Annotated in this window: 23 protein-coding genes and 1 tRNA gene; 9 read left to right on the top strand and 15 right to left on the bottom strand. The window is 46.7% G+C overall.

Annotated features, from left to right (window positions below):
- Positions 1 to 396, bottom strand: a 396-nt coding sequence (locus RQM65_RS18845; protein WP_314017251.1) for a glycosyltransferase family 2 protein, incomplete at its 3' end; no start/stop codon positions are given.
- Between the two features lie 170 nt (positions 397 to 566).
- Here RQM65_RS18845 and RQM65_RS18840 point away from each other — a divergent pair.
- Positions 567 to 651: transfer RNA gene (locus RQM65_RS18840), tRNA-Ser, on the top strand.
- A gap of 398 nt (positions 652 to 1,049) precedes the next feature.
- Here the strand turns inward: RQM65_RS18840 and RQM65_RS18835 are convergent.
- The 5 genes from RQM65_RS18835 to recG all read right to left on the bottom strand — a co-directional run bounded on the left by RQM65_RS18835 (position 1,050) and on the right by recG (position 7,076).
- A complete protein-coding gene (locus RQM65_RS18835) occupies positions 1,050 to 1,805 on the bottom strand; it encodes an endonuclease/exonuclease/phosphatase family protein (protein WP_314011809.1) in 756 nt (251 codons plus the stop codon).
- Between the two features lie 92 nt (positions 1,806 to 1,897).
- The gene (locus tag RQM65_RS18830; RefSeq protein WP_314017250.1) at positions 1,898 to 2,542 is read right to left on the bottom strand and encodes a hypothetical protein; all 645 of its coding nucleotides are present in this window, start codon (positions 2,540 to 2,542) and stop codon (positions 1,898 to 1,900) included.
- Positions 2,543 to 2,714: 172 nt separating this feature from the next.
- A complete protein-coding gene (locus RQM65_RS18825) occupies positions 2,715 to 3,614 on the bottom strand; it encodes a TraB/GumN family protein (protein WP_314017249.1) in 900 nt (299 codons plus the stop codon).
- A gap of 612 nt (positions 3,615 to 4,226) precedes the next feature.
- Entirely contained in the window at positions 4,227 to 4,715 is a 489-nt protein-coding gene (locus tag RQM65_RS18820) for a P-loop nucleotide/nucleoside kinase family protein (RefSeq protein ID WP_314017247.1), read from the bottom strand.
- 255 nt (positions 4,716 to 4,970) lie between these two features.
- The gene (gene recG / locus RQM65_RS18815) at positions 4,971 to 7,076 is read right to left on the bottom strand and encodes an ATP-dependent DNA helicase RecG (RefSeq protein ID WP_314017246.1); all 2,106 of its coding nucleotides are present in this window, start codon (positions 7,074 to 7,076) and stop codon (positions 4,971 to 4,973) included.
- A gap of 118 nt (positions 7,077 to 7,194) precedes the next feature.
- Here recG and RQM65_RS18810 point away from each other — a divergent pair, with 118 nt between their 5' ends.
- Positions 7,195 to 9,438 carry a M1 family metallopeptidase gene (locus RQM65_RS18810; protein ID WP_314017244.1) on the top strand — a complete coding sequence of 748 codons (2,244 nt, stop codon included), beginning with the start codon at positions 7,195 to 7,197 and terminating at the stop codon, positions 9,436 to 9,438.
- Between the two features lie 266 nt (positions 9,439 to 9,704).
- Positions 9,705 to 10,616 (top strand): patatin-like phospholipase family protein, encoded by a 912-nt coding sequence (locus RQM65_RS18805; protein ID WP_314017242.1) that lies wholly within the window; start codon positions 9,705 to 9,707, stop codon positions 10,614 to 10,616.
- A gap of 94 nt (positions 10,617 to 10,710) precedes the next feature.
- Here the strand turns inward: RQM65_RS18805 and RQM65_RS18800 are convergent, their stop codons facing one another.
- The 9 genes from RQM65_RS18800 to RQM65_RS18760 form a co-directional block, all read right to left on the bottom strand.
- On the bottom strand, positions 10,711 to 11,229 hold the full coding sequence (locus RQM65_RS18800; protein ID WP_314017241.1) for a DUF7935 family protein: 519 nt from the start codon (positions 11,227 to 11,229) through the stop codon (positions 10,711 to 10,713).
- A 74-nt stretch (positions 11,230 to 11,303) separates the two neighbouring features.
- A complete protein-coding gene (locus tag RQM65_RS18795; protein ID WP_314017239.1) occupies positions 11,304 to 12,077 on the bottom strand; it encodes an OmpA family protein in 774 nt (257 codons plus the stop codon).
- A 180-nt stretch (positions 12,078 to 12,257) separates the two neighbouring features.
- Positions 12,258 to 13,982 carry a phytoene desaturase family protein gene (locus RQM65_RS18790; protein WP_314017238.1) on the bottom strand — a complete coding sequence of 575 codons (1,725 nt, stop codon included), beginning with the start codon at positions 13,980 to 13,982 and terminating at the stop codon, positions 12,258 to 12,260.
- Between the two features lie 20 nt (positions 13,983 to 14,002).
- Positions 14,003 to 14,692 carry an SGNH/GDSL hydrolase family protein gene (locus tag RQM65_RS18785; RefSeq protein ID WP_314017237.1) on the bottom strand — a complete coding sequence of 230 codons (690 nt, stop codon included), beginning with the start codon at positions 14,690 to 14,692 and terminating at the stop codon, positions 14,003 to 14,005.
- Positions 14,693 to 14,874: 182 nt separating this feature from the next.
- Positions 14,875 to 15,336: a hypothetical protein gene (locus tag RQM65_RS18780; protein WP_314017235.1), complete on the bottom strand. Its 462-nt coding sequence runs from the start codon at positions 15,334 to 15,336 to the stop codon at positions 14,875 to 14,877.
- Positions 15,337 to 15,426: 90 nt separating this feature from the next.
- Complete coding sequence (locus tag RQM65_RS18775) at positions 15,427 to 16,962, bottom strand: S10 family peptidase (RefSeq protein WP_314017234.1); 1,536 nt, start codon at positions 16,960 to 16,962, stop codon at positions 15,427 to 15,429.
- A gap of 185 nt (positions 16,963 to 17,147) precedes the next feature.
- The gene (locus tag RQM65_RS18770; RefSeq protein ID WP_314017233.1) at positions 17,148 to 17,912 is read right to left on the bottom strand and encodes a TIGR02757 family protein; all 765 of its coding nucleotides are present in this window, start codon (positions 17,910 to 17,912) and stop codon (positions 17,148 to 17,150) included.
- Positions 17,909 to 18,457: a CPBP family intramembrane glutamic endopeptidase gene (locus RQM65_RS18765; protein ID WP_314017231.1), complete on the bottom strand. Its 549-nt coding sequence runs from the start codon at positions 18,455 to 18,457 to the stop codon at positions 17,909 to 17,911. Before RQM65_RS18765 ends, RQM65_RS18770 begins: the two co-directional genes overlap by 4 nt.
- 127 nt (positions 18,458 to 18,584) lie before the next feature.
- Entirely contained in the window at positions 18,585 to 19,262 is a 678-nt protein-coding gene (locus tag RQM65_RS18760; protein WP_314017257.1) for an ABC transporter ATP-binding protein, read from the bottom strand.
- Positions 19,263 to 19,648: 386 nt separating this feature from the next.
- On the opposite strand from RQM65_RS18760, the gene folE reads away from it, so the two are divergent.
- From folE to RQM65_RS18730, 6 genes are all read left to right on the top strand, one after another.
- Positions 19,649 to 20,248, top strand: a complete 600-nt coding sequence (folE, locus tag RQM65_RS18755) for a GTP cyclohydrolase I FolE (RefSeq protein WP_314017229.1) — start codon at positions 19,649 to 19,651, stop codon at positions 20,246 to 20,248.
- A gap of 224 nt (positions 20,249 to 20,472) precedes the next feature.
- Positions 20,473 to 20,772 carry a hypothetical protein gene (locus RQM65_RS18750; RefSeq protein ID WP_314017227.1) on the top strand — a complete coding sequence of 100 codons (300 nt, stop codon included), beginning with the start codon at positions 20,473 to 20,475 and terminating at the stop codon, positions 20,770 to 20,772.
- 456 nt (positions 20,773 to 21,228) lie between these two features.
- Positions 21,229 to 22,008: a ferritin-like domain-containing protein gene (locus RQM65_RS18745; RefSeq protein ID WP_314017225.1), complete on the top strand. Its 780-nt coding sequence runs from the start codon at positions 21,229 to 21,231 to the stop codon at positions 22,006 to 22,008.
- A gap of 50 nt (positions 22,009 to 22,058) precedes the next feature.
- A complete protein-coding gene (locus tag RQM65_RS18740) occupies positions 22,059 to 22,886 on the top strand; it encodes a ferritin-like domain-containing protein (protein WP_314017224.1) in 828 nt (275 codons plus the stop codon).
- 186 nt (positions 22,887 to 23,072) lie between these two features.
- Complete coding sequence (locus tag RQM65_RS18735; protein WP_314017223.1) at positions 23,073 to 24,293, top strand: sulfite oxidase; 1,221 nt, start codon at positions 23,073 to 23,075, stop codon at positions 24,291 to 24,293.
- Complete coding sequence (locus tag RQM65_RS18730) at positions 24,294 to 24,794, top strand: monoheme cytochrome C (RefSeq protein ID WP_314017221.1); 501 nt, start codon at positions 24,294 to 24,296, stop codon at positions 24,792 to 24,794.
- Positions 24,795 to 24,952: the final 158 nt, after the last annotated feature.

Here is a 24,952-nt window from a genome sequence, read left to right as displayed (position 1 = left end):
GCCGTCACTAACCCCCCGATGGGAGAAATATTCTACTTGACCGACCGCCAGGTGGCCGCTCCCATTTCTGCGAAGGGAATCAACCATGACCTGTAATTTATTGGGGAGCATGATATCGTCGGAATCCATACGGGTGATGAGCAGGCCGCTGCTTTTACCGTAAGCCGTGCGGAGGGCGTGGATTATTCCCTTGCCTTCATTTTGAAACACTTTGATTCGATTGTCATTGTCAGCATAGCCATGGACGAGAGATAAGCTATGGTCGGTGGAGTGGTCGTTTACCGCTAGTACCTCCCAATTTTCGTAGGATTGGATACGGATTGAATCCAGACAATCATTTAAAAACCGTTCGGTATTCTTAAAAGGAATAAGGATGCTGACCAAGGGAAGTTGCATTTCGGCAATTTAGGGAATTTGACCTTTAGACGTGAGTAAATTGTTTCCTCTGTTGACGAACTTATATAAAATCGAAAAAAAGGTTTATCGGTACGAAAAAGCTTTCTATATTTGCACCCGCCAAGTTGGCCTGTAATGCAGTAACCATCTTGGTACCTTAGTAGTAGTATGGAGGAATGGCAGAGCGGTCGAATGCACTGGTCTTGAAAACCAGCGAGGGTCACACCTCCGGGGGTTCGAATCCCTCTTCCTCCGCTTATTAAACACCCAGTACATTAACTATCAATGTATTGGGTTTTTTATTTTTTCATAATTGCACACTTAATGCACACATAGTAATTTTTTCACACTAATATTAGTTCAAAATGTAGCCTTACCACTTTGATATGGGTTGTGTCGTCCACAGGAACACTCAGTTATTAGCGATACCATTACACGTCTTGGTTATTAGGATATTTACTTAAGATTGTAATCCATCGAAATTTGTCATTTGCTTGTTCAGTGATGCTGTTGCATCCTTCTTATGATTGCGACGGTGAAATCGTTACTTTTAAAGTACTCGCTCAGGTTGCTCCCTACGAGGGCTGGCCAAAGCCAGCATCTAAGAAGGAGTGATTGTCGGTCTTCCAAGCAACTCCTAGCAATTGCAGCCATTACTTAGGCGCTATATTTTCATTAAGGGTATTGGCAAGCGTTAAGTCTGGTGCGAATTCACAAGTTATTGGTAAATGATCGCTGAATTTAAGCCATTTATTTACATCTCCGACCTCCATTTTCTTTAGAGCGTTTTGAAATTCCTTACTCCCAAAGACATAATCGATGTGATAGGGTTTTAATAAGTTTCTCTGAAGAAAAAGGGTAGGCCGAGTTTCTTTACCTTGTTCTTCAGACCAATATTTGTGATACAGGCTTTCAATACCAATTTTTTTGAGTTCCCGAACAACGTCCGAGTGGTTCCACCATCTACTCCGTTTGTCCCAGAAGACGTTGCTATTGAAATCCCCTAGAATTAGACTATTTTTGAAGTTTGCTTTATTTACTTGGATATATTTCCATAATTGTCCGATATATCCAAACGTGGGGGCATTGTTTTTATGAGTCCAAACGGCCAATAAATTAAAATCGCGATTTATTCGGCAGGGTAAGAAATGTTTTACTTTTTGACCTTCATAACAGTCTGACCAATTTAGCTTGTCCAATTTTATGCTTTTGTCGGCAAAAATTCCGATTCCTCTATTCTTGCTATCTCCAATCCAACAATGGTTTTCTGCCCACTTCCTGTATTTGTCATGTTTGATTTCGACCGGATTCTCACATTCTTGAATTACATGAATATCGGCTTTAAAGGACGATAAATGTTCAAACTTATTCCTTAATGCTCCATTACAATTCCAAGTTAAAATCTTCAAAGCAGAAGTTTCTTTACTACTTAGCGCCCTATTTGCTATTGACAAATAGCCCGTTGCGCGATTTGTGTTATTAATTGTTCTACGCTGACCTTTTACCTAATTATATTCCAATACTGCTCAGTTTCTTTTGAATATTTACCGCCAAGAATTTTATCCGTTATGCCCTTTCGGATCAGATTGTATTTATATAAGTTTATCAATTCCTGGGGAGGTTGCTCCCAAATAGAAAAATAAACTCCAGAACCATTCAAGTACGAATTTAAAGAACCAAAAATCGCCTGGCTTTCATCAATGGTTGCGTATACATCCTTAAGCTTTAAATCATATTGAAATTTATCTTTATCCTTATCAAGATGCACATAATATTTATCCCGATAATTTTTTATCCTTTGAAGATGCTGTTCAATCAACCAATTAATTTGTATTTGTAATTCTTTTAAATTATCTAAACTTGGAATTTCTGTCCATTTAATTTTATTTCTATTGGTCAGACAAAAATTAATTGTCTTAAAAAGTCCAAAATGTTCGTTTGGAGATAGAATTTTATTGGCGTCAATGATTAGCAGTTTAATGCAGTTCTTATAAGTTCGATGTAAAAATCTTGACTTTCCTACTGCACCTTGGAAATAATCTTCTTTTCCATTGGAAAGATGTTTTATATCACTTCTCAATAATTCCAATTCTCCTAATAATAAGAAAATTTCATTCAGCCGATTTTTTAAATTATCTGTATGCATCTTTGGCATGCTTAGCGGCGAGATTGTTCTTGGCTCGCAGCGTGCAAATTAGGGATAACTTTCCGGTTAAGCACGAGCCAATTTTTTTAATTTTCTTCAAAAAAAATTTGTCGAATTTAGCACTGTCCTAAAAACGGGAAGGCTACAAACGCTTGGTTATTGGCGTTAGTTTTTATTTTACTTCTATTCGCGTAATAGTGTAGCCAAGTTCTGTTAATTGGTTAATCAAGCCGCATTCGTACATGAAGTGACTTAACCCGACCGCCATAAAACAGTTCTTTTTTTGAAATAAATTACTTATTTCTTTTATCCACCTATCGTTTCTATCTGTCAAAAGAAGTGCATTTCTACAAGGTTCGTTCAGTTGATAGTCTATCTCCATTTTTGAATACCAATTGAGTTCTCCGCAGTCGTTTACATTTTGGGTTTTAATTTTTTTAATGATGTTCGCGAGTCTCCGTTTATGGTTTCTTCGGGGCATTCCCTCAACATCTTTGTTTATTAAATCTATCTGTTCTTTTGTAGTTTCAAGCCCGAAAAGTTCTATGTTTTGTTCAACTGCCTTGGTTGCTATGTAATCATCTAAAGATAGAAACGTGTCATTTGGGTTGTTGCCTAAACAAACTCGCTGTTTAAAATGTCTATTAAGAAAGACATACATTTCAGTAGGCGTCATTTTGTTATAATCGGTAGGGCTTTTAGCGAAAAGTGTTTTGATGTAGGACAAGTTGTCCTTATTTAAAAATTTATTCCATCGAGTAACAACAGCTCTGCTATTAATAACGTCCTCAGCCATTTGCCCAGGAATGTTAAGGTTTTCCTTTATCAACAATTCACTGGATGCAAGGGCCTGATTAGCTAATGTTAATGAGTCAAAAAATACTTTTCCAAAGGCGTGGTGGGTTCCAAATAGGTAAGATACGTGATCGTTATTGGACGAAGTTACCTTAAACAATATTGTATTTATTGAGTTAACATCTGTTTCGCTTTTTATTTGAGCTAACCCAAATTGAAACGACAGCAGCGAGACCAAAGCTCCAAAAAAAATGCGTTTTTTTATTGTGTGCTCCATATTGCGCTCTGATTATTTTTTGCGTCAAGTAGTATCAAGTGAGGCTTAGGGGTACTTCCGTCAAAAATCAACTTGGATGAAAATAACAATTTATTTTTGATCCAAAATGCTATTCAATGAGGTATAATAGGTTCTCTTTGTTGAAGAATCATTTGACGTTTTCCACTGATATTGATTTGATCAAAAGACCTTTTACCCCAATAAGAAAGCAGTAATTTTCCATTGGAATAATCTGCGTCAAATAATTGATTTCGGTACATTTATGCATTTTCCACATTTTGAGGGCAGTGCCCTAGAGGTCTCACGGGTGAGGAAAGATCGAACGTGAATTGGTTCTTAATTCGGGAAGGAATCCGCCTTGGTGGATGGCCCCTCGAAACAAGAACAGGTCTGACGATGAGTAGACGGGTGGCGACCTAATGGTCGCCACCCGTCTACTCGATTACCACACGTTTTGTCTCCCTTAGCTGTGAATTCGATTCCGCTTGAGTTCTGTTTTCGTGCTTTTTAATCCGACCGAATATCGATTCCTGCTACTTGCGTAATGTCCGTTCTTTCTTTGTTGGGATTTCGTTCAAACGATAACGAAGATTTCATAATTTCCGCTCGTTCTCATTCCGTAATGACCTTTGTTCCTACCATTTCTTCATCAGTTGGTCTCTCGAACCAATTTTCCATAAATTCAAAATTCTCCATGGTTACCTCGAACTCGAATGTAGCTCCTTGGCTATCGTTTCTTTTCATTACCCTCTCCAATCGGGTTTCTTTTGGAATGTCCAAAAAGTGGGTTTTTATTTGGTAGCCGTTCAGATCCGCGAATTTTCTAAATTTTTCTCGATGCTCGAATTTGGATAGTCCCAAGTCCAGGATAGAGTCAGTGTTTGAGTTTTCCAACTGTTGAACTAGACCCATTATTATTTCTTCCGCTCTGTTGATTTTTTCGAGGAACCACTCAAGGCCATCGGTCGGTTTCTTATCGGGAAGAAACAGTGTGTTGTTCCACTTGTCGATCGAAAATATAATTCCGTTCGTTTTTTCTTTCAATTCCGATGAGTATGTTGTATTTCCGGAACCCGTATTTCCGACTATCAGGTGGATCATTTGGTTTATTTCGATTTCAAGCTGAAGATTATTTTCATATCTTCAAGCCCAATTGAACTCCGTTTTTTCGTTTCTCCCAAACTATAATTTTTAAATCCGCTTGAAATGTGTGGTAACTGGTTATACCACAATAAAACTAACGATTTATCCCTTTACAATGTCGGATAACATCATGTTTTCTTGTTTTTTATCCGTTTTGGGTGAAAGCGTTTTAGTTGGTCGTCCCTGAGCGTATCGAAAGCGAAGACCAACGGCTCAACTAATATAGTTCCAAATATTTTTGTACTTGACAAGTTGCGCGTAGGTGTGCCGGACGACCAAATTGTCGGGGTGCTCTAGCCCCGGGTCTTTCTTTAATAGCTGGATGGCGTAATGGCGGGCGGACTTCAAAATGTCGTTGTCCTTTATAATGTCGGCGATTTTTAGGTTGAGCACTCCGCTTTGTTGGGTGCCCATGATGTTGCCGGGGCCGCGCAGGCGTAAATCGACTTCGGCGATCTCAAAGCCGTCGTTGGTTTGGACCATGGTCTGCAAGCGGGTCTTGGCCTCGGAGGAGAGCTTATGCCCTGTCATCAGGATGCAGTAGCTCTGCTCGGCGCCGCGTCCTACGCGACCTCGTAACTGGTGCAGCTGCGAAAGGCCGAAGCGCTCGGCGCTTTCGATGATCATGACGGAGGCATTGGGCACGTTGACACCGACTTCGATTACCGTGGTGGCGACCATGATCTGGGTCTCGCCCTTTACGAACCGCTCCATCTCATAATCTTTGTCCGCTGGTTTCATCTGCCCGTGAACGATGGATATTTGATAATCGGGAAGGGGAAAATCGCGGACGATACTTTCGTAGCCGTCCATCAAATCCTTATAATCCATGGCCTCGGATTCCTGTATTAAGGGATAGACAATATATATCTGCCTCCCTTTCTTGATTTCGTCCCGGATAAAACGGAATACTTTCAGTCGATTGGAATCGAAACGGTGCACGGTCTTGATGGATTTCCTGCCGGGAGGGAGTTCGTCGATTACGGAAATATCAAGGTCCCCGTACAGGCTCATGGCCAGGGTACGGGGAATGGGGGTAGCGGTCATGACCAAAATATGTGGGGGAATCTCGTTCTTATGCCATAGCTTGGAACGCTGTGCTACGCCGAAGCGATGCTGCTCATCGACTATCGCCAGTCCCAAATTCTTGAATTGCACCTTGTCCTCCAACAGGGCGTGGGTGCCGATGAGAATCTGCAGTTCCCCGCTTTCGAGCTGTTCGTGGATTGGCCTTCGAACGGATTTCGTAACGGAACCCGTCAGTAGGGCAATGGTGACGCCGGTACCTTCGAGCAGTTCAGCGATACCGGCATAATGCTGGTTGGCGAGGATTTCTGTGGGTGCCATCAGGCAGGCCTGGAAGCCGTTATCGATGGCGAGTAGCATGATCATCACGGCCACGATGGTCTTGCCCGAGCCGACGTCGCCCTGTAATAGGCGGTTCATCTGGGCATTGCTTCCCAAATCGGAACGGATTTCCCTGATGACCCTCTTCTGGGCGTCGGTAAGCTCAAAGGGAAGGTGCTTGGCGTAAAATTCATTGAAAAGGGTTCCGACCTGATCGAAATTAAAGCCCTTTATCTTTTGTTTGCGCAGCATCTTTTTGGAAAGTAGCTGTATCTGAATGTAAAATAGTTCCTCGAACTTTAGGCGGAACTGCGCCCTGGCCAACAGCCGCTGGTTTTTCGGAAAGTGGATGTTGAACATGGCCTCGCTCTTTGGCAACAGCTTTAGTTCGTGCAGGAGGGCGGGGGAGAGGGTCTCGGAAAATTTGCCACGGGTCTCCAAGAACAGTTGCTGTATCAGTTTGTTGATGGCCCGGTTGGTGATGCCCTTATTGCTTAATTTTTCGGTGGATGGATAGACCGGTTGCATCGCAACTTTGAGTCCCTTTTTATGCTCACTGAGCAGTTCCATTTCCGGATGGGGCATGGAGAACTGACCGTTGTACCAGTTGCATTTTCCGAAGATAACGTAGGGGGTGTTCAGTTTTAGGTTTTCCCTAATCCATTTTTGGCCCCGGAACCAGACCAGTTCCATTTGCCCGCTATCGTCCACAAAAGTGGCGACCAACCGCTTGCCTTTTTTCTGTTCTACGGTCTTGACATGTAAAATTTTCCCCAGAATCTGTACATCGGCGTTGCTGCGCTGCAACTGTGCTATTTTGTAATACTGAGTCTTGTCGATGTACCGGTTGGGAAAGAGGTTCAGCAGGTCTTGAAATGTCTGCACGCCCAATTCAGATTGCAGGGCTTCTGCCCGGTTTGGACCTACACCTTTGAGATAGGCAATCGGGGTCTGTAGCAAATTGGCGTTCATCGGGCTAAAATTAAGAGTTCGGTGCTTGACGTGCAAACCTTACAATGTAAAGGATACAGATTGGTAGCATCACGCTCTTTTTTAGGCTGGTCGACCAAAACACTCCTATATTTGTAGTATGAAATGGTTGTTTGTATCGCTGCTGGTGCTGGACTGTACGTTTGGAATCACCCAGCATCAGGAGAAGGTTGATTTTATTCGGGGGGATGTTTTCCTGACTCCCTTGCCGGAACACAAGCGGATCGATGGAACCGTTACGTACGATTTCGAGGTGTTAGAGGATGTTGATTCCGTCTTTCTGGATGCGCATCAGATGGATTTCTCCGCTGTGCTTTTGGATGGAAAAAAGATGGCATACTCCAACTCCGGCTCCAAGATTACCATTTCCAAAAGACTTGAAAAAGGCGAGAAACATCAGCTCCATCTTAAATATTCTTGCATCCCAAAGCAGACGGTCTATTTCTTCGGATGGGACGATGATGTTGTGGACAATGAGCAGATCTGGACCCAAGGCCAGGGCAAATACACCAGCCATTGGCTGCCCAGCTTCGATGCCATGGAAGAGAAGGTGGAGTTCGACCTTCGTATCCGCTTTGATGCCGCGTACGAGGTTATTGCCAGCGGGACGCCGACAGTTGACAATGACACTATTGGAAGCGGGATGCCGAACCCGGTCAGCAGGATGCTAAATGCCGTCAATGAAGTGACTGACCGAAGAATGCCGACTGCCGAAAATGCCGTTGGGGCTGACAGCTCTCAAACGGCAGCCAGTGAAGTGATTGTCAACAGGATGCCAGTAGATACGAAACCCGATTTCACAAAAATAAAGACCTGGCGGTTCGATATGCAACATCCCATGAGCAGCTATCTGTTGGCATTTGCCATCGGAAACTACGACAAACAGCAGCTGCATTCGGACAGCGGAGTTCCCTTGACGAACTATTTTTATCCGAAGGACAGCCTACGGGTCGAGCCTACCTATCGCTACAGCAAAGTGATTTTCGATTTTTTGGAGGACGAGATCGGGGTGTCTTACCCGTGGGGGAACTATAAACAGGTTCCCGTCCACGATTTTCTCTATGCCGGGATGGAGAATACGGGCACTACGATTTTTTCGGATGGCTATGTCATCGACTCCATTGCCTTCGTCGATAAAAACTATGTGAACGTCAACGCCCACGAATTGGCCCACCAATGGTTTGGGAACCTGGTTACTGAAAAGAGCGCCCGCCATCATTGGTTGCACGAAGGGATCGCCACTTATTACGCCTACCTGTCGGAAAAGAAGGTTTTCGGGGACGATCATTTCCATTGGAAACTGTATGCCTCATTGACGCAGCTCCAGGAACAGTTCGACAAGGATAAGGGGGAAAGCCTACTCAACCCGAAAGCCAGTAGCCTGACCTTCTACGAAAAAGGGGCCTGGGCCGTTTATATGCTTAGGGAGCAGTTGGGGGACAAGGCCTTCCGCAAAGGCATCCAAACCTATCTGAAAAAGTACCGTTTTAGAAATGCCAGGGTCTCCGAGTTTTTGAAAACCATGGAAAGCGTATCCGGCAGGGACCTGTCCGATTTTAAGATGGAATGGCTCGATAGCCGATCCATCCCCTTTGAAAAGGCAAAACAAAGCCTGGCCCGGCATTCTGCATCCTTACGGCTACTTTTTAAAATGGAGCAGGAGCTTGAGAAAGAACCGGATGACGCTATCGACTACGCCGAATACTGGAACGCCGGCCCATCCATCCATCTTAAAAAATACATCCTTGAAAAGCATGGATCTGCCCTTCCCGACAAGATGATAGAAGCCGCTTTTGCCTCCGATTCGGTCCCCCTAAGGCAAGCCTTGTCCACCGTCCCCGATATCAAAGTGTATCCGAAAGCCGCTTTTGAGTCCCTCTTGAACGACCGTAGCTACGTGACCCAAGAAAACGCTTTGATCAAACTGTGGCAGACCTATCCACAGGACAAAAAGAACTATTTGGATAAGACCAAGGGTTTAACGGGACTCCCCAACAAAAATCTGCGCCTTTTATGGCTGACCTTGGCCATACTGACAGAAGACTACCAGGGGAGCGAAACTAAGGCCTATTTCGATGAATTGAGCGGGTACACCGCGCCGCAATATTCCTTTGAGGTCCGACAGGGCGCCTTTTTTTACCTGAAGGAAGTTTTCGGGTTTACCGATCAAAACCTAAAGGACTTGCTTCAGGCGACAGACCATCACGCTTGGCAGTTCAGGAATTTTGCACGCAGGCTGTTGGATGAACTGATACAAGATCCGGAATATAAAAAACGGGTGGAAATTTTATCGATGGAACTAAAGGAGGAAGATTTACGTTATTTGGATAGTACTGAGTACTGAGTACTTCGTATTGAGTACTTCGTATTGAGTAGTGCGGACTTGGCACGGAGAAAAGGAAACGGTAAGTGCGGGTTTTGAATTGTGGACGCCGGACTGTCAGTGACGAACTGCGACCGGTGAGCTATGTTTTGAGAACGGTTCTATCGAAATAAGAAATGAACGGCCAATCGAGCACCGAACACTGTTCATTGGTCACTAGCTAACGGCACATACAAATCAAACCGACAACCGACAACCAACAAATAACAACTAACAACCATAATACTATGAGAGCATTGGTCATTTCGGGCGGGGGCAGCAAAGGGGCTTTTGCGGGCGGGGTTGCCCAATACTTGATGCAAGAGCTGCATCATACCTACGATCTGTTCTTGGGCACTTCGACCGGCAGCCTGTTGATCTCGCATCTGGCCCTGCAAAAAATCGATAAGATCAAAAAGGCTTATACCTCGGTGGATCAAGATAGTATTTTCAGCAATTGCCCCTTTACCGTCCAAAAGAAACACGGGGTGAACACCATCGGTATCAACCATTGGAACGTGCTGAAGAATTTCTATAACGGAAGTAAGACATTCGGGGAAAGCCACAACCTTCACAAACTAATCAAGGAAACGCTGACCCAGGAGGAGTTCGATACCCTGAAAAAGGGTCCAAAAGAAATTGTTGTAACGGTCTCCAACCTCTCGTTGAACCAAGTGGAGTATAAGAGTATCGACGATTACGATTACGAGGAGTTCTGTGAATGGATCTGGATTTCCTGCAACTATACCCCGTTCATGACCCTCGTCCGTAAAAACGGTTGCGAATATGCCGATGGCGGCTTGGGAAATATGGTGCCTATCGAAGAGGCCATTAAACGTGGGGCGACGGAAGTGGACGTTATTATCCTACAAACGGAGGTAAGCCATTTGAATCGGCTTCCCTCAAAAAATCCCTTTTCACTGATGACCTCTATTTTTGAGTTTATGCTTGACCGTATCGAAAATCAGAATATCAGGATTGGGAAGTATGTGGCCAACCACAACGACGCCATCATCAATTTTTACTACACTCCGACGGTACTCACTACGAATTCCCTGATTTTCGATAAAGCCAAGATGACCGCGTGGTGGGAGAGTGGGCGCAATTTCGCCAAGCACAAAAATACCGAACTGAACCAGATCGAACCGGAAGTCAAATAGTTGGCAGGGGCAGTTACAATCGGCAGTTGCCGTTCGGTAGACAACCGGTAGCTGTGTTTATACACTAATCAACGTATACACTCCTAAACTTCCTTTACCACAAATCCGCAATCTCTTTTTTGACAAAGGCCAATGCCGTGGCGGAGGGCGATTCCTTGTCCATCGTCTGGGTCAGGATGTCCTCGCGAAGCTTGTCCGCCGAATCCGTTTCACTCATGGCGGCCTTTCGGATCATCTGCACGGTGGCATTTTTGGCAGCCTTGATAATATTCCAACACGCGTCGGTCATATATATCTGCTGCGATAGGTTGTGGTCGAACTCGTTTTCGATACTTTTTATCAGCAGGGACTCATAGGCATTTTTATCCGTAGATTTGGGCGCGACCCGTACCACGAGACTGGCAATGGAAATCCGTTCCAAAAATAACGCCATCCGCTCGTAGGCCTGGAGCCGGATAGGGAGGGTGTTCTTCTGGGTATCTTTATGCAGCAGAAAGCGACGGCGACCGTCCTCGTTCTTGGTGTGCAGCTTAAAAAAGTAAAAGGCGACTACCCCGGTAACTACTGCGGGGAGCAAAAAACCGAACATTTGCAAAATTCCTTCTCCGGACATATAGTGTATTATTGATTACCGTGAACTCAAGTCGAGCTCTGGATGTAAAACGAAGGAATTTTATAAAAATTATGTCAGTTTTTCATTTCTTCCCGCACCATCAGATAGAAATCGTCGAATTTAGGATGTATTTTCACCTGTATCCCTTCCTTCAGGTTTCCGTCCTTGCCCACGGTCGTGATTCGCTCGGGGTCGATGGCGAATTTATTCTGTAGTACGGTGGAGATTTTCAGGGCCTGTAGGGCGGGTACATTGAGATTCCCGGTCATGCTTAGTCCCTCGATATCCACAGCAGTGGTGGGATTGGCCTTCAGCACGTCGGCTATTTTTTCCGTCCAAATTTCCGCTTCGGGGGTCAGGGTAGTGTCCGTATCGTTTCCAAAAAGACTTTCCAGATCGGAGGAGACAACGACGGTGCCGTTCGTTACGGCAATCCTTGCATTCTCTCCCAAGGTCTGTTTTACGTTGGTCAACACTACGATGATGGTGGAGTCGTTACTGGAGATAGCCGATTTGATCGATCCCAGTTTGGCCTCGGTCGCCCGAAGACTTCTGATGGCACTGTTCGCGATATCCGAATTTTTTGTGGAGACTGTCGTAAAGTCGGTGAGGTTGGCCATCAGACTGTTGTTGGTCTCTTGCAGTTCTGTCACCTGGGCTTCGAAGGATGCGGCCCGGGTCTGGGCTACCCTTTCGTCTTTGCGGGCGTTCAGCAGTTCTGAGTTCAGGGAATCCAATTGCGCTCTCAGGTTATCGATTCGGTCGAACAGCTCACTTTTTCTTTGGGCATGCAGGCTAACGGACGCACAGAGAATAAAAAGTAGGGGGAGTACGTATTTTTTCATCATGGTAATATCGATTTTAGGGGATATTTTAAACAGGTATTCGTTTGGATGATAGTTTTAATTGGACGTAAAAGTATGGCATTCTTTTTTCATAGGGAAATAAGTCCTGCTGGGGTAGGGACACTCCTACACTCGATTGGAACGTACAAACCCTCGCAGTATTGTACATAAACGATGCCATTTTCACTGTTTTTTTACTTTGGATGTCCCCCGAGCGCGTTTGACCTTTATCTTTTTGACCATCCAATCCGGATACTCGGATGCATCTTCGGCCTCATAGATCCTTAGATGCTGATTTTCCGGCGGGGCTTTCAGTTCATCGGGATGGCATCCTAAAATCTGGGCGGCGGTGGCTACTCCCGAATGTGAGGCCCCGGCAACCCCATGTGACAGAATGCTGGACCCGCAGAGGTGCAGGTTCTCGATTTCGCTTTTGGCCTTGAAGGCAAAGGGACCGATATGTTGGAGGCTTTTTTCGGTGCCGTACACGTTGCCGTCGGTGGTATTGATATAGTATTCGTTGGTAATAGGCGTGCCCAAGTCTTGGTGTACAATATGTTCACTGATGCCGGGGATGGCCTTTTCAAGCCCTTTGATCATTTTTTGAGTGAGCCGTTCCTTAAAATCCAAATACGCTTGGGAGCGCTCTGCATCCTCGTTTTTGTATTTTTCGAAAGCTTGGTAATCGATAAAGGTTATGGCTTCGATGCTATGGTGCCTTCCGTCGAAACTCGTGGGATCTTTGAGGGTGGTACAGCTGATGAAAAGAGCCTCAAAGGCATCGCCCTGATCGATGTCGGCATTTAGAATTTGCTCGAAGGGGTCTCCGCCGTCTTTAGTTTCCGGCATCATCCAAATGTTTCCGGAATCCATCCCGGCCTTTCGCAGGTCCATGTCCACGGTTAAAAAAAGCATCAGCGAGGTACAGGAATACTTCGTCTTTGCAAGTTTTTTCTGCAATTTGGAACTTAAATTTTCCCGACCTATCAGTGTGTTATAGGTGATACCGACATCGGCGTTCGATACGATACGGTCGGCGAAAAGTTGCTGGCCGTTGTCCAGCGTCACCCCGACCGCTTTTTTCTGTCGATCGCCCTCTAAGAGAATATCGCGTACCCCGGTACTGGTGCGAATTTCCCCGGCATGGCGCTTAAGCGCATTGGTCATGGCCTTTATCAAGGCTCCGCCCCCGCCCATGGGGTAGTAACCCCCTTGGTAATAGTGGTACATCAACGCGCTGTGCAGCACGAAGGGTACCTTGGATGGCGATACGCCGTGGTCGCCGCACTGCACGTTGAGAATGTTTTTTAGCAGGGGATTTTTGATATGCCAGCCGATAACCCGTTTTAGGCTGAAGAGCCCGTATCTTACTAAATGCCGGGTGCGGTAGGGGAGGGTCAATTTCTGCCTAAATCCCTTAAGATAGGGCATCGCATAGAGTTGTCGGCTGACCTTTCGGGTCAACTCCAGATACTTGCGGACGTTCTTCCGCTCCTTGGGGAACCGGTGGGAGAGGCGGTCGATCAAGGCATCGAAATTAGCGGGATAATCAAAACGTGCAGCACCGATATGCACGTGCTCGTAGGCATCGGGATTCATCCGGAAAAAGACCAGGTCATTGGCTATTCCCAATCCGCGATATAGGTTGCTGGTGGCTTCGCCTTCTCCCAAAAGTCCCACGTAATGAACGCCCGGGGTAAACCGATGTCCGTCCAGGTAAAAGCTATGGCACCAGCCTCCGGGAACATCGTGTTGCTCCAGCACCAGCACTTTTTGACCCGCACGCGCCAAGCAGATGGCCGCCGCCAGTCCCCCTGCACCGGAGCCGATGACGATGGTATCCCATTTCCCCTCAGTAGGTGCCAACGGGACGTCGTTATTTTTCGTGTCGGTGTTTCGGGAACTCACTCTTCTGTGTTTCGGTCTTTCTATTTCGACAAAGCCTCGGAAATCGCTTCCTCTACTAGGGGCTCCATGACTTTATAGCCTTCGACGGTCGGATGCACTTCATCGTGGGCATATTTTTTGGGAAGTCCGTTGCGGTCGTCCGCCATGGCGGAAAAATAGTCCAAATAAACATGTCCGTTTTCCTCGGCGTAGGACCTGATCATTTTGTTGAGCTCGATGATCTTGGGTGCGGGTCCAAGTCCGGGTTTCCACGGATAGTCGAAGGCCGGTAAGGTAGAGGAAAGCACTACCTTGATGTCGTTGGCCGTGGCGATCTCGGCCATGGATTTGATATTATCGGCGATCATCTTAAGGGTCGAGGGCCCCGTATTGCCGGCAATATCATTGGTGCCTGCCAGAATAACGACAACTTTGGGCTTGAGGTCCACGACATCCTGTCGAAAACGGACCAGCATCTGTGGCGTGGTTTGGCCGCTGATGCCTCGATTGATATAGGGTTTCGCCTTAAAAAATTCCGGTCTTTTGTTCAGCCATCCTATGGTAATGGAGTTTCCCATAAAAACCACACGATTCTCATCTGTGGTAGGAGCGTCCAGTTTCTGGTTGGCTTCCCGGAACTGCTCTAAATTGGCCCAATCTTGTCCATATAGACCTTCTACAAGGCCGATGCCAATTAAAAAAGCGAGTAAAAAAGATCTAAGGTTTTTCATACTGTTGTGGTTGTGGTGTTAATTTCCATGACCTGAATTTCCCGGTGCTAGTGTCATATTCATTTCCTTTTGGGAATTTGGGAATTGGTTTTGTGAATTTGATGCCTCGTACGCATGGATCGAAGTTGTTCGTTCAGTGCGCCTTGACCGATCTTGACCTGGGGGTTTCGCATCAAAATGGTTTATATGAGTTCATCGAATTGCTTTTGTTCTTCTAAATTGAGCGGCAACTCCCGCTTTATTTTTTCAGCGTTCGGCCGTTGCACGAACAAATAAACGATCAAGGCCAAGGCGATGACCAAATGTAGCGCATTTCCCGTCCACAAATACGCCAATAAGGCTAAAAGTCCCGGTCCCTCTAGAACCGCATATTTGAGTATGGACGCCGTCTGGTATTTTCCCAGTTTCAAGGAAAGCTGCTCTTGCTCTGTTATCGCTTCCAATTGTTTTTTGAAAATCCATTGGCTTAAAAAATACCCGGCCGCCGCCACTATCGGTACGATATAGGTGAAAAGGGACTGCCGGTCCATCCGCGCAATAAAATCCTGGTTTTGGTAATAGGCAAAAATGGCAAAGATCAGCAAGCCCGCCGTAAGTGTCGTGTGGATTATGGTCAGGATTTTCAGGAAAATCTTCGGCTGCATGAGGTTGCTTATAGCTATTCTCGCTTAAACGGTTTTTCTGGTAAGATCGACTACGGTTGAGTTTTATTAAATTTGATCGCCTGCGTCGGATTAATATTTAGCACTTTCTCCGTTCGCGATGGTACGTTCGATAAACTTGCGTATGTCGTTGTTGGCCGTTTCAAGATCATCGCGCCGCAGGTACATCATGTGGCCGCTGCGATACCCCTTGAATTCGAAGCGATCTTTCATCCGCCCGCTGGGATCGACCTGCCACATGGTGTACTTGGCATTGAAATAAGTGGTGGCACCGTCGTAGTACCCACTTTGGATCAGTACGTTGAGATAGGGATTCTGGGCCATGGCCTGGCGCAGATCGTCACGGGTATTGTCGTTCTCATTGTTCCACGGATGTACCGGTCCGAACATATTGTACTTGATGTCCGTCTTGAAATTGAGCTTTTCCTGTAAGTAATAGTTGATGGCCGGGGTGAAGGAATGGAGCCACGAGGTCAGCTCGGGATTGTAGTCCGTTTTCATCCCTGCTACCTGCCTGTCAAAACCTAAATATCGGCTATCGAGCCTTCCCAAGGTATAGGCGCCCTTGTCCCTCAAAAGATTTTTCCAAAAATAGGAAGTGGAGACGACCAGATTTTGATCGAGGATTTCCTTTTTGGCCAACCCGGTATATTGGGCCATTTTTTCGGCCACGGCATTTTTTTCGCTCTCCCCGATACTCCAACCTTTGGCCAAAGCGGGTATCAAGGTGTTCAAGGTATATTCTTCGGATTCCGGAAGGATATCGAGCAAGTCTTTGTTCTGAAGTTCAGGGGGAAGAACCTTGTGATGCCATGCTGCCGCGGTAAAATAGGGTAGGTTCATGGCGTCGGCAACCGGGCCCCCGACCCGTATGACCTTATAGTCTGCGGGAGAGACCATGATAACGCCGTTCAGGTACATCCACTGCTGGTTTTGCAGGGCGAGGGAGAGCCCCATGACCCGGGTACCGCCATAACTCTCGCCTACAATGTATTTGGGAGATCGCCAGCGGTTGTGGCGAGTAACAAAAGTGTTCAGCCATTCCGCCAGATATTCGATATCGGCATTGATACCGAAGAATTTCTCGCGGCCTTTTTCGTCCAATTCTTCAGGAATCGTCCTGGAATATCCTGTATTGGCCGGATTCACATAAACGATATCGGTCACGTCCAGCACCGAAAAGGGATTGTCCTTGATCCCATAAGGTTGCACGGGATATCCCTCATCGTCGATTTTAAGGATGCGCGGCCCGGTATAGGCCAAATGCATCCAGACCGAGGCCGAACCCGGTCCCCCGTTAAAGGAGATCAACAAAGGTCTAGCCGCCCTGTCCTTGACATTGTTTCTAGTATAATAGGTGTACTGCAGGGCCGCAATCGGCTCTCCTTTTTCGTCCCATGCGGGCTGCATGCCCGCCGTAGCGGTATAGTCGATGGCGGTTCCGTTGATGGTCACACTGTGCTGGGTGGTAATGGCCGTATCGATGGGAATTTTCCGTTGATAGGCGGAATACGAGGGGGAATCGGTTTTTTGGGCTTCTTTTTGTTGCGCATTGAGCGCAAAATTAAAGCAGAATAGCAACAGGACACTGGCGAAAAGCTTGTTCATCAAATTGGTTTTTATGGATACGCCCTAAAATTAGGAAAAAGTTTAGGAGTGTACGGGTTTACGGATGGGAAAATAAACTACGGGGCTACGCCCTGCCCAAAAGTATAGTTCAGTCCTTCTTCCTTTCGTCATTCCTTCCTTATTCCTTGCGTCATTCCTTCCTTATTCCTTGCGTCATTCCTACTTCAGAACTTTTCAAAAACGCCCAACCCGAATAATGCAAAATCGTATTTTACGGGGTCGATGGGGTCGAGTTTGCGCAGATTTTTATCAAGTTCGGCCACGGCTTTGGCGTCGTTCTGCTTGCGTAGGAGCAGTTTAAGTTTTCGCGCCACGTTGCCGGAATGTACATCCAGGGGACAGGATAAACGGTCGGTGCCGATTTGTTTCCAAAGTCCGAAATCCACCCCTGTATCATCGGGTCGCACCATCCATCTTAAAAACATGTTGATACGCTTCGCAGCGGAACCTCTCATCGGGTCGCTCACGTGTTTTTGGGTACGGGCAGGATGGGGAAGCTCGAAGAATTTTTTTTTAAAGGAGGATATGGAGGATTGCTGGAAACCCTTTGGGGCCTCCATGGCGAAGACCGTTTCGAGTCCCCCGTGAAGTCCGTATATGTTCTTTAAGCTGGTTATAAAGTAGGATGCATCCCGCCCATTAAAGGTACGGTGCACAAAATCCGTCAACCGTTCCAGGTCGTGCGCCTCGTGGTTCGTTACAAAATCATGGGGAGCGTTGTCCATCAAGTTCATTAGCCGGGTGGCGTTGTTGATAATGCTTTTGCGGTTGCCCCAGGCAATGGTGGCGGTCAGAAAGGCGCTGATCTCGATATCCTCTTTTAAGGAGAAGCGATGGGGAATCTGTATCGGATCGCTTTCCAGAAACTTGGGATGTTCGTATTGCAGGACCTTGGCATCCAAAAAATCCTTAAGTTCTGTTTTGGTCATTCCAAAGGTATGTTTAGAATTTTCATTAGTAGTATCGGGCCCGCTAAGACAAGGTTATAACATGCGTGCAGTGCCACGGCCCACATCAGATCGAACCTGACACGCAAAAATGCAAAAATTAGGCCCACGCAGGTCTGGGGCAAGATTAAGAGCAGGTTGAACCAGGTAAAGGATTCGAAATTGCCGAGATGTACGATGCCGAAGCTCAAGGATAACAAATAGAACACGTATTTGAAAGCTCCGCTGTTTTTAAACCAAATCAACGGTCCCCTGAAAATCAATTCTTCAAGCGGAGGCGCTACGACGACCAAAAAAAGAAAGAAGTAGAATGAGCCGTGTTCATCGAGCATTTCGCTCAAAGCATGTTCGCCCGGCTTTATTTGGAAGGTCGCTTCGAGCATTGCGATCAGCACGCTAAGAACGAGACTTATGGCGACGGAATAGCCCAACAGTCGGAGAAAAATTGAAATTCGATACTTAAAACCAAATGTGTCATCCTCTTTATAAATCGGATTTTTTACAAAATCCCAAATTTCCGTTAGCATGGTTTCCCCTTCGAATTAAATAGCGTTTAAAAAATTCTAAATCGTGATTTTTTCACGGAATTCTGACCTCCAATTGTGTTGGGCTTCTATTTTTAAGGCAACTTGAGGCGGTTTTTTGAGTTTGGCATTAGGCCACCACTTCCTTGTTCACGATGACCCCATCGACCATGGTTAGTTTGCGGTCTGCCATATCGGCCAGTTGCTCATTATGGGTAACGATGACGAAAGTCTGTCCGAATTGGTCGCGTAGGTCAAAAAAAAGCCGGTGCAGGTTGTCGGCACTTTCGGAGTCCAGATTACCGCTCGGTTCATCGGCGAAGATGATTGCGGGGTCGTTGACCAAGGCACGCGCCACGGCTACCCGCTGTTGCTCCCCTCCGGAGAGTTCGTTCGGCTTATGGTCGTAGCGCTCCGCAAGTCCCAAAAAATCGAGCAGTTCCTTGGCCTTGGCCTCCGCTTTAGCTTTGGAGACGTTCTTTATAAAGGCCGGGATACAGACATTCTCCAGGGCTGTAAATTCCGGCAGCAGCTGATGGAACTGAAAGATAAAGCCGATATTTGCGTTTCGGAACCGGGCCAGTTCTCTGTCGGATAAGGTATTTACGGCCACCCCGTCGATCAGCAGTTCGCTCTGGTCGGGGTTCGAAGGCCCGTCTAGCGTACCCAAAATCTGCAGCAAAGTAGTCTTGCCGGCCCCGGAGGTTCCGACGACCGATACAATTTCCTTTTTTTCGATGTGGAGGTCGACACCTTTTAGCACTTGCAGCTCCCCATAAAATTTTTGGATGTTTTTGGCCTTGATCATGCGCGTGGTTTTTTCTTTATCGGACAAAGGACTAAAAAATTTTGAAGACGCGGCCCATCCTCGGGAAAAATCGACAGTCTTACCTCTTGTTTACTCGATAATCGAGATTTCAATGCTCCGAGGCTTACCTCGAAACCCTAATGTTTTTTCCTTACAAATGCTTCGAGGGCTTGCCCCGAGGTAGTTGATCTAGCGTCTATGTTCTTATCTGACGATTAGGTAATGAAGCGGACAACCATCTTCTTTAAAAATCAAAAATACTAAAACCGATCATTGAAAATCAGGATACATCCGCTAGTTTTACTAGAAAATAGTATCATTGCCCTCGGATAGATCCCTATTTTTGTTTAACATTGTACCCAAATAAATAAACAACATACAATCTTATGTCCCCTTACCAAAATCTTGAGGAATACAATATCGAAATCGCCAACGACGTAAAGTCCAGCTACACCAAAATTATCGGTGAGCTTGGCGAGGACGTCAATCGAGAGGGACTCGTAAAGACTCCCGAGCGGGCCGCAAAGGCCATGATGTTTTTGACGCAGGGCTACAAACAGGATGCGGTGGAAATTCTTAACAGCGCCATGTTCGCCGAAAGTTATGACGATATGGTCATTATTAAAAATATCGAACTGTATTCCCTTTGCGAGCACCATATGTTGCCGTTTTTCGGGAAGGCGCACGTAGCCTATATTCCCGATGGACATATTGTGGGATTGAGCAAGATACCCCGGGTGGTCGATGTTTTTGCGCGCAGATTACAGGTGCAGGAACGCTTGACCCACGACATTCTAGAATGCATTAATAACACTCTAAAGCCCAAAGGCGTTGCCGTGGTCATCGAGGCAGCCCACATGTGTATGATGATGCGGGGCGTGCAAAAGCAAAATTCGGTCACTACCACTTCGGGATTCCGGGGCCAGTTCGAGAAAATCGAGACCCGTAACGAGTTCTTGAAACTGATCAGTTCAGAACTTTCTTGAGAATAGAGAATAGAGAATAGAGAATGGAAGACCGATGTTCCACGGGAGACGGGTGACCGAAGACACGAGCCTCTAGGTACTTGCCTGCCCCTTAGTTCTTGCCTCTGCATAAATTCCCTGCCAACCGCCACTGCGACTGCGAACTGCCACAGCCAACTACGAACTGCCACTCGAATTTTTGGCACTTTTATTGCTCTACCACACCCGAACACGTAACTATTTATATGGATAACGCAACCGACAACAAATACAAAAAATTGTTATTAGGTATCGTTTTCGATGGCATCGGAATGCTTTCCTTTGCCATTCCTTTTATTGGGGAATTTTCCGATATCGTTTGGGCTCCGATTGCCGGATGGCTGATGACGCGCTTGTACAAGGGCAAAATTGGCCAAACTGCCGGAATTCTTGCTTTTATTGAAGAAATCGTTCCCGGACTCGATATTATCCCCTCTTTTACCCTGATGTGGCTTTATACCTACGTATATAAGCGGACCCCGAGTAAAAATACCGTGGAGGTATAGGTCCTCCTGATGCATCGCCCAAAGCCTGGCAATTCTCCTCCCATTTGTGCCAGCCTCCGTCAGCATAGGGGCGTTGAACCCGTGCTTGCCGGCTTCCATTTCCTAAGAGCAAAACGGTGAAGGAACTTCCCCACGGACTTCGTTGATCTGATGCCTGTTCTTGCAGGATTCAAGTTTTTGCTGGAAGCCATTCCCCGGATGACAGCATTCCGTTCCCCCAGCAATCCCTGAACACCACGGTAACCTCACCTTGCATTTTTAGCAATAAAACACCTTTAAGAGTTTATTAAAGACAACTCACAAGCTTCATTTTTGATGAAAAACTACTAAAATTTAGTTAAAATCAAGTGAGGTATGTTAAATCTCGACAAATTTCCAAACCCTCGCCTATCCCATCCCGTTAGTATTACCAAAGCAGAACGAAAAGTCTGCCTTATTAACTAAAGCACAATCATTATGAAAAAACAGAAGATCAAGGTTATCAGCCCGAAAGGAAATTCCGGCAATCCGCGCAGACAGTTTATCAAGTTAGGGGGGCTCGCAGTAGCGGGGGCCGGACTTATGGTGGCCTGTAGCAAGGAAGAGATGGCCATGCAGCCGACAACTCCTCCAAATCCGGATGCCGGAGGTGACGGTGACGAGACACCGGACGAAGGAAATGGAATTTTCGATTTGGGCGAAGGGGACTTGGGCGTTTTAAACTATGCCTATGCACTGGAGCAGCTCGAGGCTGATTTCTATACCAAGGTCGTCAACGGATTCTATAAAAACTGTTCGCAGGAAGAGAAAACGGTGCTGACCGATCTCTATTACCACGAGGTAAACCACAGAGAATTCTTCAGGGCGGCAATAGGTGCTGCGGTCGGAGATAAGACGGAGTTGATGTTGCCGGACCTGGAATTCGATTATGGTGATTTCGACTTCGGAAACCGAGATCAGGTATTGAATACAGCGAAGGTTCTTGAAGATACGGGGGTATCGGCGTATAACGGAGCCGGTAAATTACTGGAAAATCCCACCTATTTGGTTTTGGCAGGTAAAATCGTATCCGTAGAGGCGCGACATGCCTCGGCCATCCGAACCTTGGTTAACCCGGGGTCCGCGGATTTTGCAGGTGATGATGTGGTCACTGTAGACAACGGACTCGATCTTTCCAAAGATCCTTCCGAAGTGCTTGCCGCGGTCGCCGGTTTGGGCTGGCTGCAAACGGAATTCACCGCTAGATTCTTGCCTTAATCGACTGCGGACAAAAATAGTATTTCAAATCCCTTTAAAAACAACACATTATGAATATTATAAAATTTTTAGATGAATTTACCACCGACAACTTGGTGAATAAGAAGTCCTCCCGACGTGACATGTTCAGCACTTTTGGCTCCTTGGGAAAAAAGGCGGCCATGGCTGCAGTACCCTTCGGCCTGGCTTCCATGCCCTCAAAAGTGTTCGCTCAGGATTCTGGCAACGCAGCCGTCGATGCCCTACAATTGGCATTGACCCTGGAATATCTGGAGGATGAATTTTACCAACTAGCCTTGGATTGTACCTCGCTTCCGGACGGAAGACCACGAGTAATCTATGAGCAAATCGCCAAACACGAGGCGGCCCACGTCGATTTCTTGATGGCCGGGCTGGAAGGTGCGGGGGTGGAGCCCGTAGCAAAACCGGAATTCGACTTTACCGCCGGAGGAATGTTCGATCCCTTTAGGCAAAATGGGGCCGACAAAGAAACTGCCTACGCCCAGCTATTGGCTTTGGCACAAGCCTTCGAAGATACAGGAGTGCGTGCCTACAAAGGACAGGCCACCAATCTTCAGGGAACCCCGTTTTTGACGGCCGCCCTACAGATTCACTCGGTCGAGGCGCGTCATGCTTCCGAAATCCGAAGGTTAAGAGGATTAAAAGGATGGATTACCGGCAACGAAAGAGGGGCCGGAATGCCCGAAGCGACCCAAGCCGTTTACAACGGAGAGGAAAACGTAACCCAAGGGGGCGTCGATGTAACGACCCTCGGCGATGAGGGTCCGTTTACCTTCGAATCATCCACCGAGGCCTACGATGAGCCGATTACCGGTGATACCGCCGTGGCCATTGCCAGTCTCTTTATAAAATCATAATCGATTCATGCTTCAGGTTTTTTGGTAAGGACCGCTGATCAATTCAGCGGTCCTTTTTATTGTGTTTCTTCCGATAAGCATCCATAATTTTTTCTTATCCGGTAATGTTTGTGAAATATCAGTGTGTATCCTTACCTTTATTATGAATTTCAAGAAGAAGTCCAGTTCATGCCAACCCTATATTCGATGCAAAGAAGAAAATTTGTCCAAAAAGCTACCTTGGCCTCCATGACCGCTGTATTGGGAACCGAAATCGTCTTTGGCGGTATGATGCCGAAAGATTATGTGCCATTGGGACTTCAAGACCCCGATCCGTTTAAAATGTTCGATAAGGACAAGGATATGATCGTATTGAACGACAAGCCATGGAATATGGAGGCGGTGGCCCATCAGTTGGATGATAAGGTGACCCCCAACAAGTACATATTTGTACGGAATAATGGTCTGATACCGGAGGAGGTCGACCCGGCCACGTGGACGCTGACCATCGATGGGGAATCGGTCGAACAGAAAAAAACCTATTCCCTGGAAGAATTGAAGTCCAAATTCGAACATCATACCTACCAGCTGGTGCTCGAATGTGGCGGTAACGGTCGTAAGGAATTCGACCCCCCGACCAAGGGAAACCAATGGGGAGTGGGAGCGGTCTTCTGTGCGGAGTGGACGGGGGTCCGGTTGCGCGATGTACTCGATGATGTCGGGGTAAAAAACAATGCCGTCTATATCGGGTACCACTCGGCCGATGACCACTTAAGTCGGAATCCTGAAAAAGAGCCTATTTCACGTGGGGCCCCGATGGCCAAGGCCCGGCAAGACGAGACGCTGCTGGCCTTTAAAATGAACGGTGCCGATATCCCTTTGGTGCACGGGCACCCCTTGAGGTTGGTCGCAGGAGGGTGGCCGGCCTCCGTTTCGGGCAAGTGGGTAGAGCGGATCAGTGTCCGCGACCAGGTACACGACGGCCCCAAGATGATGGGAACCTCTTATCGCGTCCCCTGTAATCCCGTGGCGCCGGGTGAAGAAGTGGCCGATGAAAATATGTGCATCATCGAATCGATGCCTGTAAAGTCGTTGATTACCTACCCTAAAACCGGGGCGATGATTTCCAAAGGGGAAAAGTTGGGCATCAGGGGACACGCATGGGCCGGGGAGCTCGAGGTCGATAAAGTGGAGTACTCCATTGATTTCGGAGCCACTTGGAACAAGTGCAATCTGGAAAGACCTGCCAACAGATTGGCCTGGCAGCATTTTTCCGCACAGGTCGATTTTCCCAAGAAGGGCTATTATGAAGTATGGTCGAAGGCTACCGATGCCCAGGGAACATCCCAGCCCATGTTGATTCCCGGATGGAATCCAAAGGGATACTTGAACAACGCTTGCCAACGAATCGCCGTAAAAGTTACCTAGATGGAAAATAATCAAGATAAAAACAGGGAAAACCTTAGGATGGTCCGTAGGCTTGTGGTAGTCATCGGATCGGCCTTTGCCCTCATTGCACTGGTGGGCATCTATCTGATGGCGGACCCCGAACTCTCCCTGTTTAACAGTTATGATTCCGAATTGACCGATGTTCCCCAAGATTCCGAAGCGCCAGAAAATGCCGAGGAAGATGATTGGGACAAAATAGAGAACGGCGTCCATGTACGGACAGGATTCGTCGATGCTCCGGGCATGATGGAAACCTTACAAAACTGTACCAACTGCCATTCCGCTAAATTGGTGATCGCAAACCGGATGAACGAGGAACGTTGGATCGAAACCATCCGCTGGATGCAGGAAACCCAGAACTTGTGGGACCTCGGCAAGAACGAGGAAATCATCGTCGATTATCTGGTTACCAACTATCCCCCAATAGATAAAGGCCGAAGGGAAAATTTGGCCGACATCCAATGGTACGAGTTAAAGTAAAACAATATTTGCCCTGATAAGAGCATGGGCCTTTGGAGACGTACGAAAAGTCAGTCCAAGACCTACAAAATATTGTTGCCCCTTATTTTCCTTCTTCCTTTTTCTTTTAGGCCTTTATTCAAAATAAACATCCATATGGCTTCAGAACAATCAAAGTA

Source organism: Pricia mediterranea, assembly GCF_032248455.1.
Classification (GTDB): domain Bacteria; phylum Bacteroidota; class Bacteroidia; order Flavobacteriales; family Flavobacteriaceae; genus Pricia; species Pricia mediterranea.
Note: the sequence above shows the minus strand (reverse complement) of the source record. Positions and strands in the feature narration are given on the sequence as shown.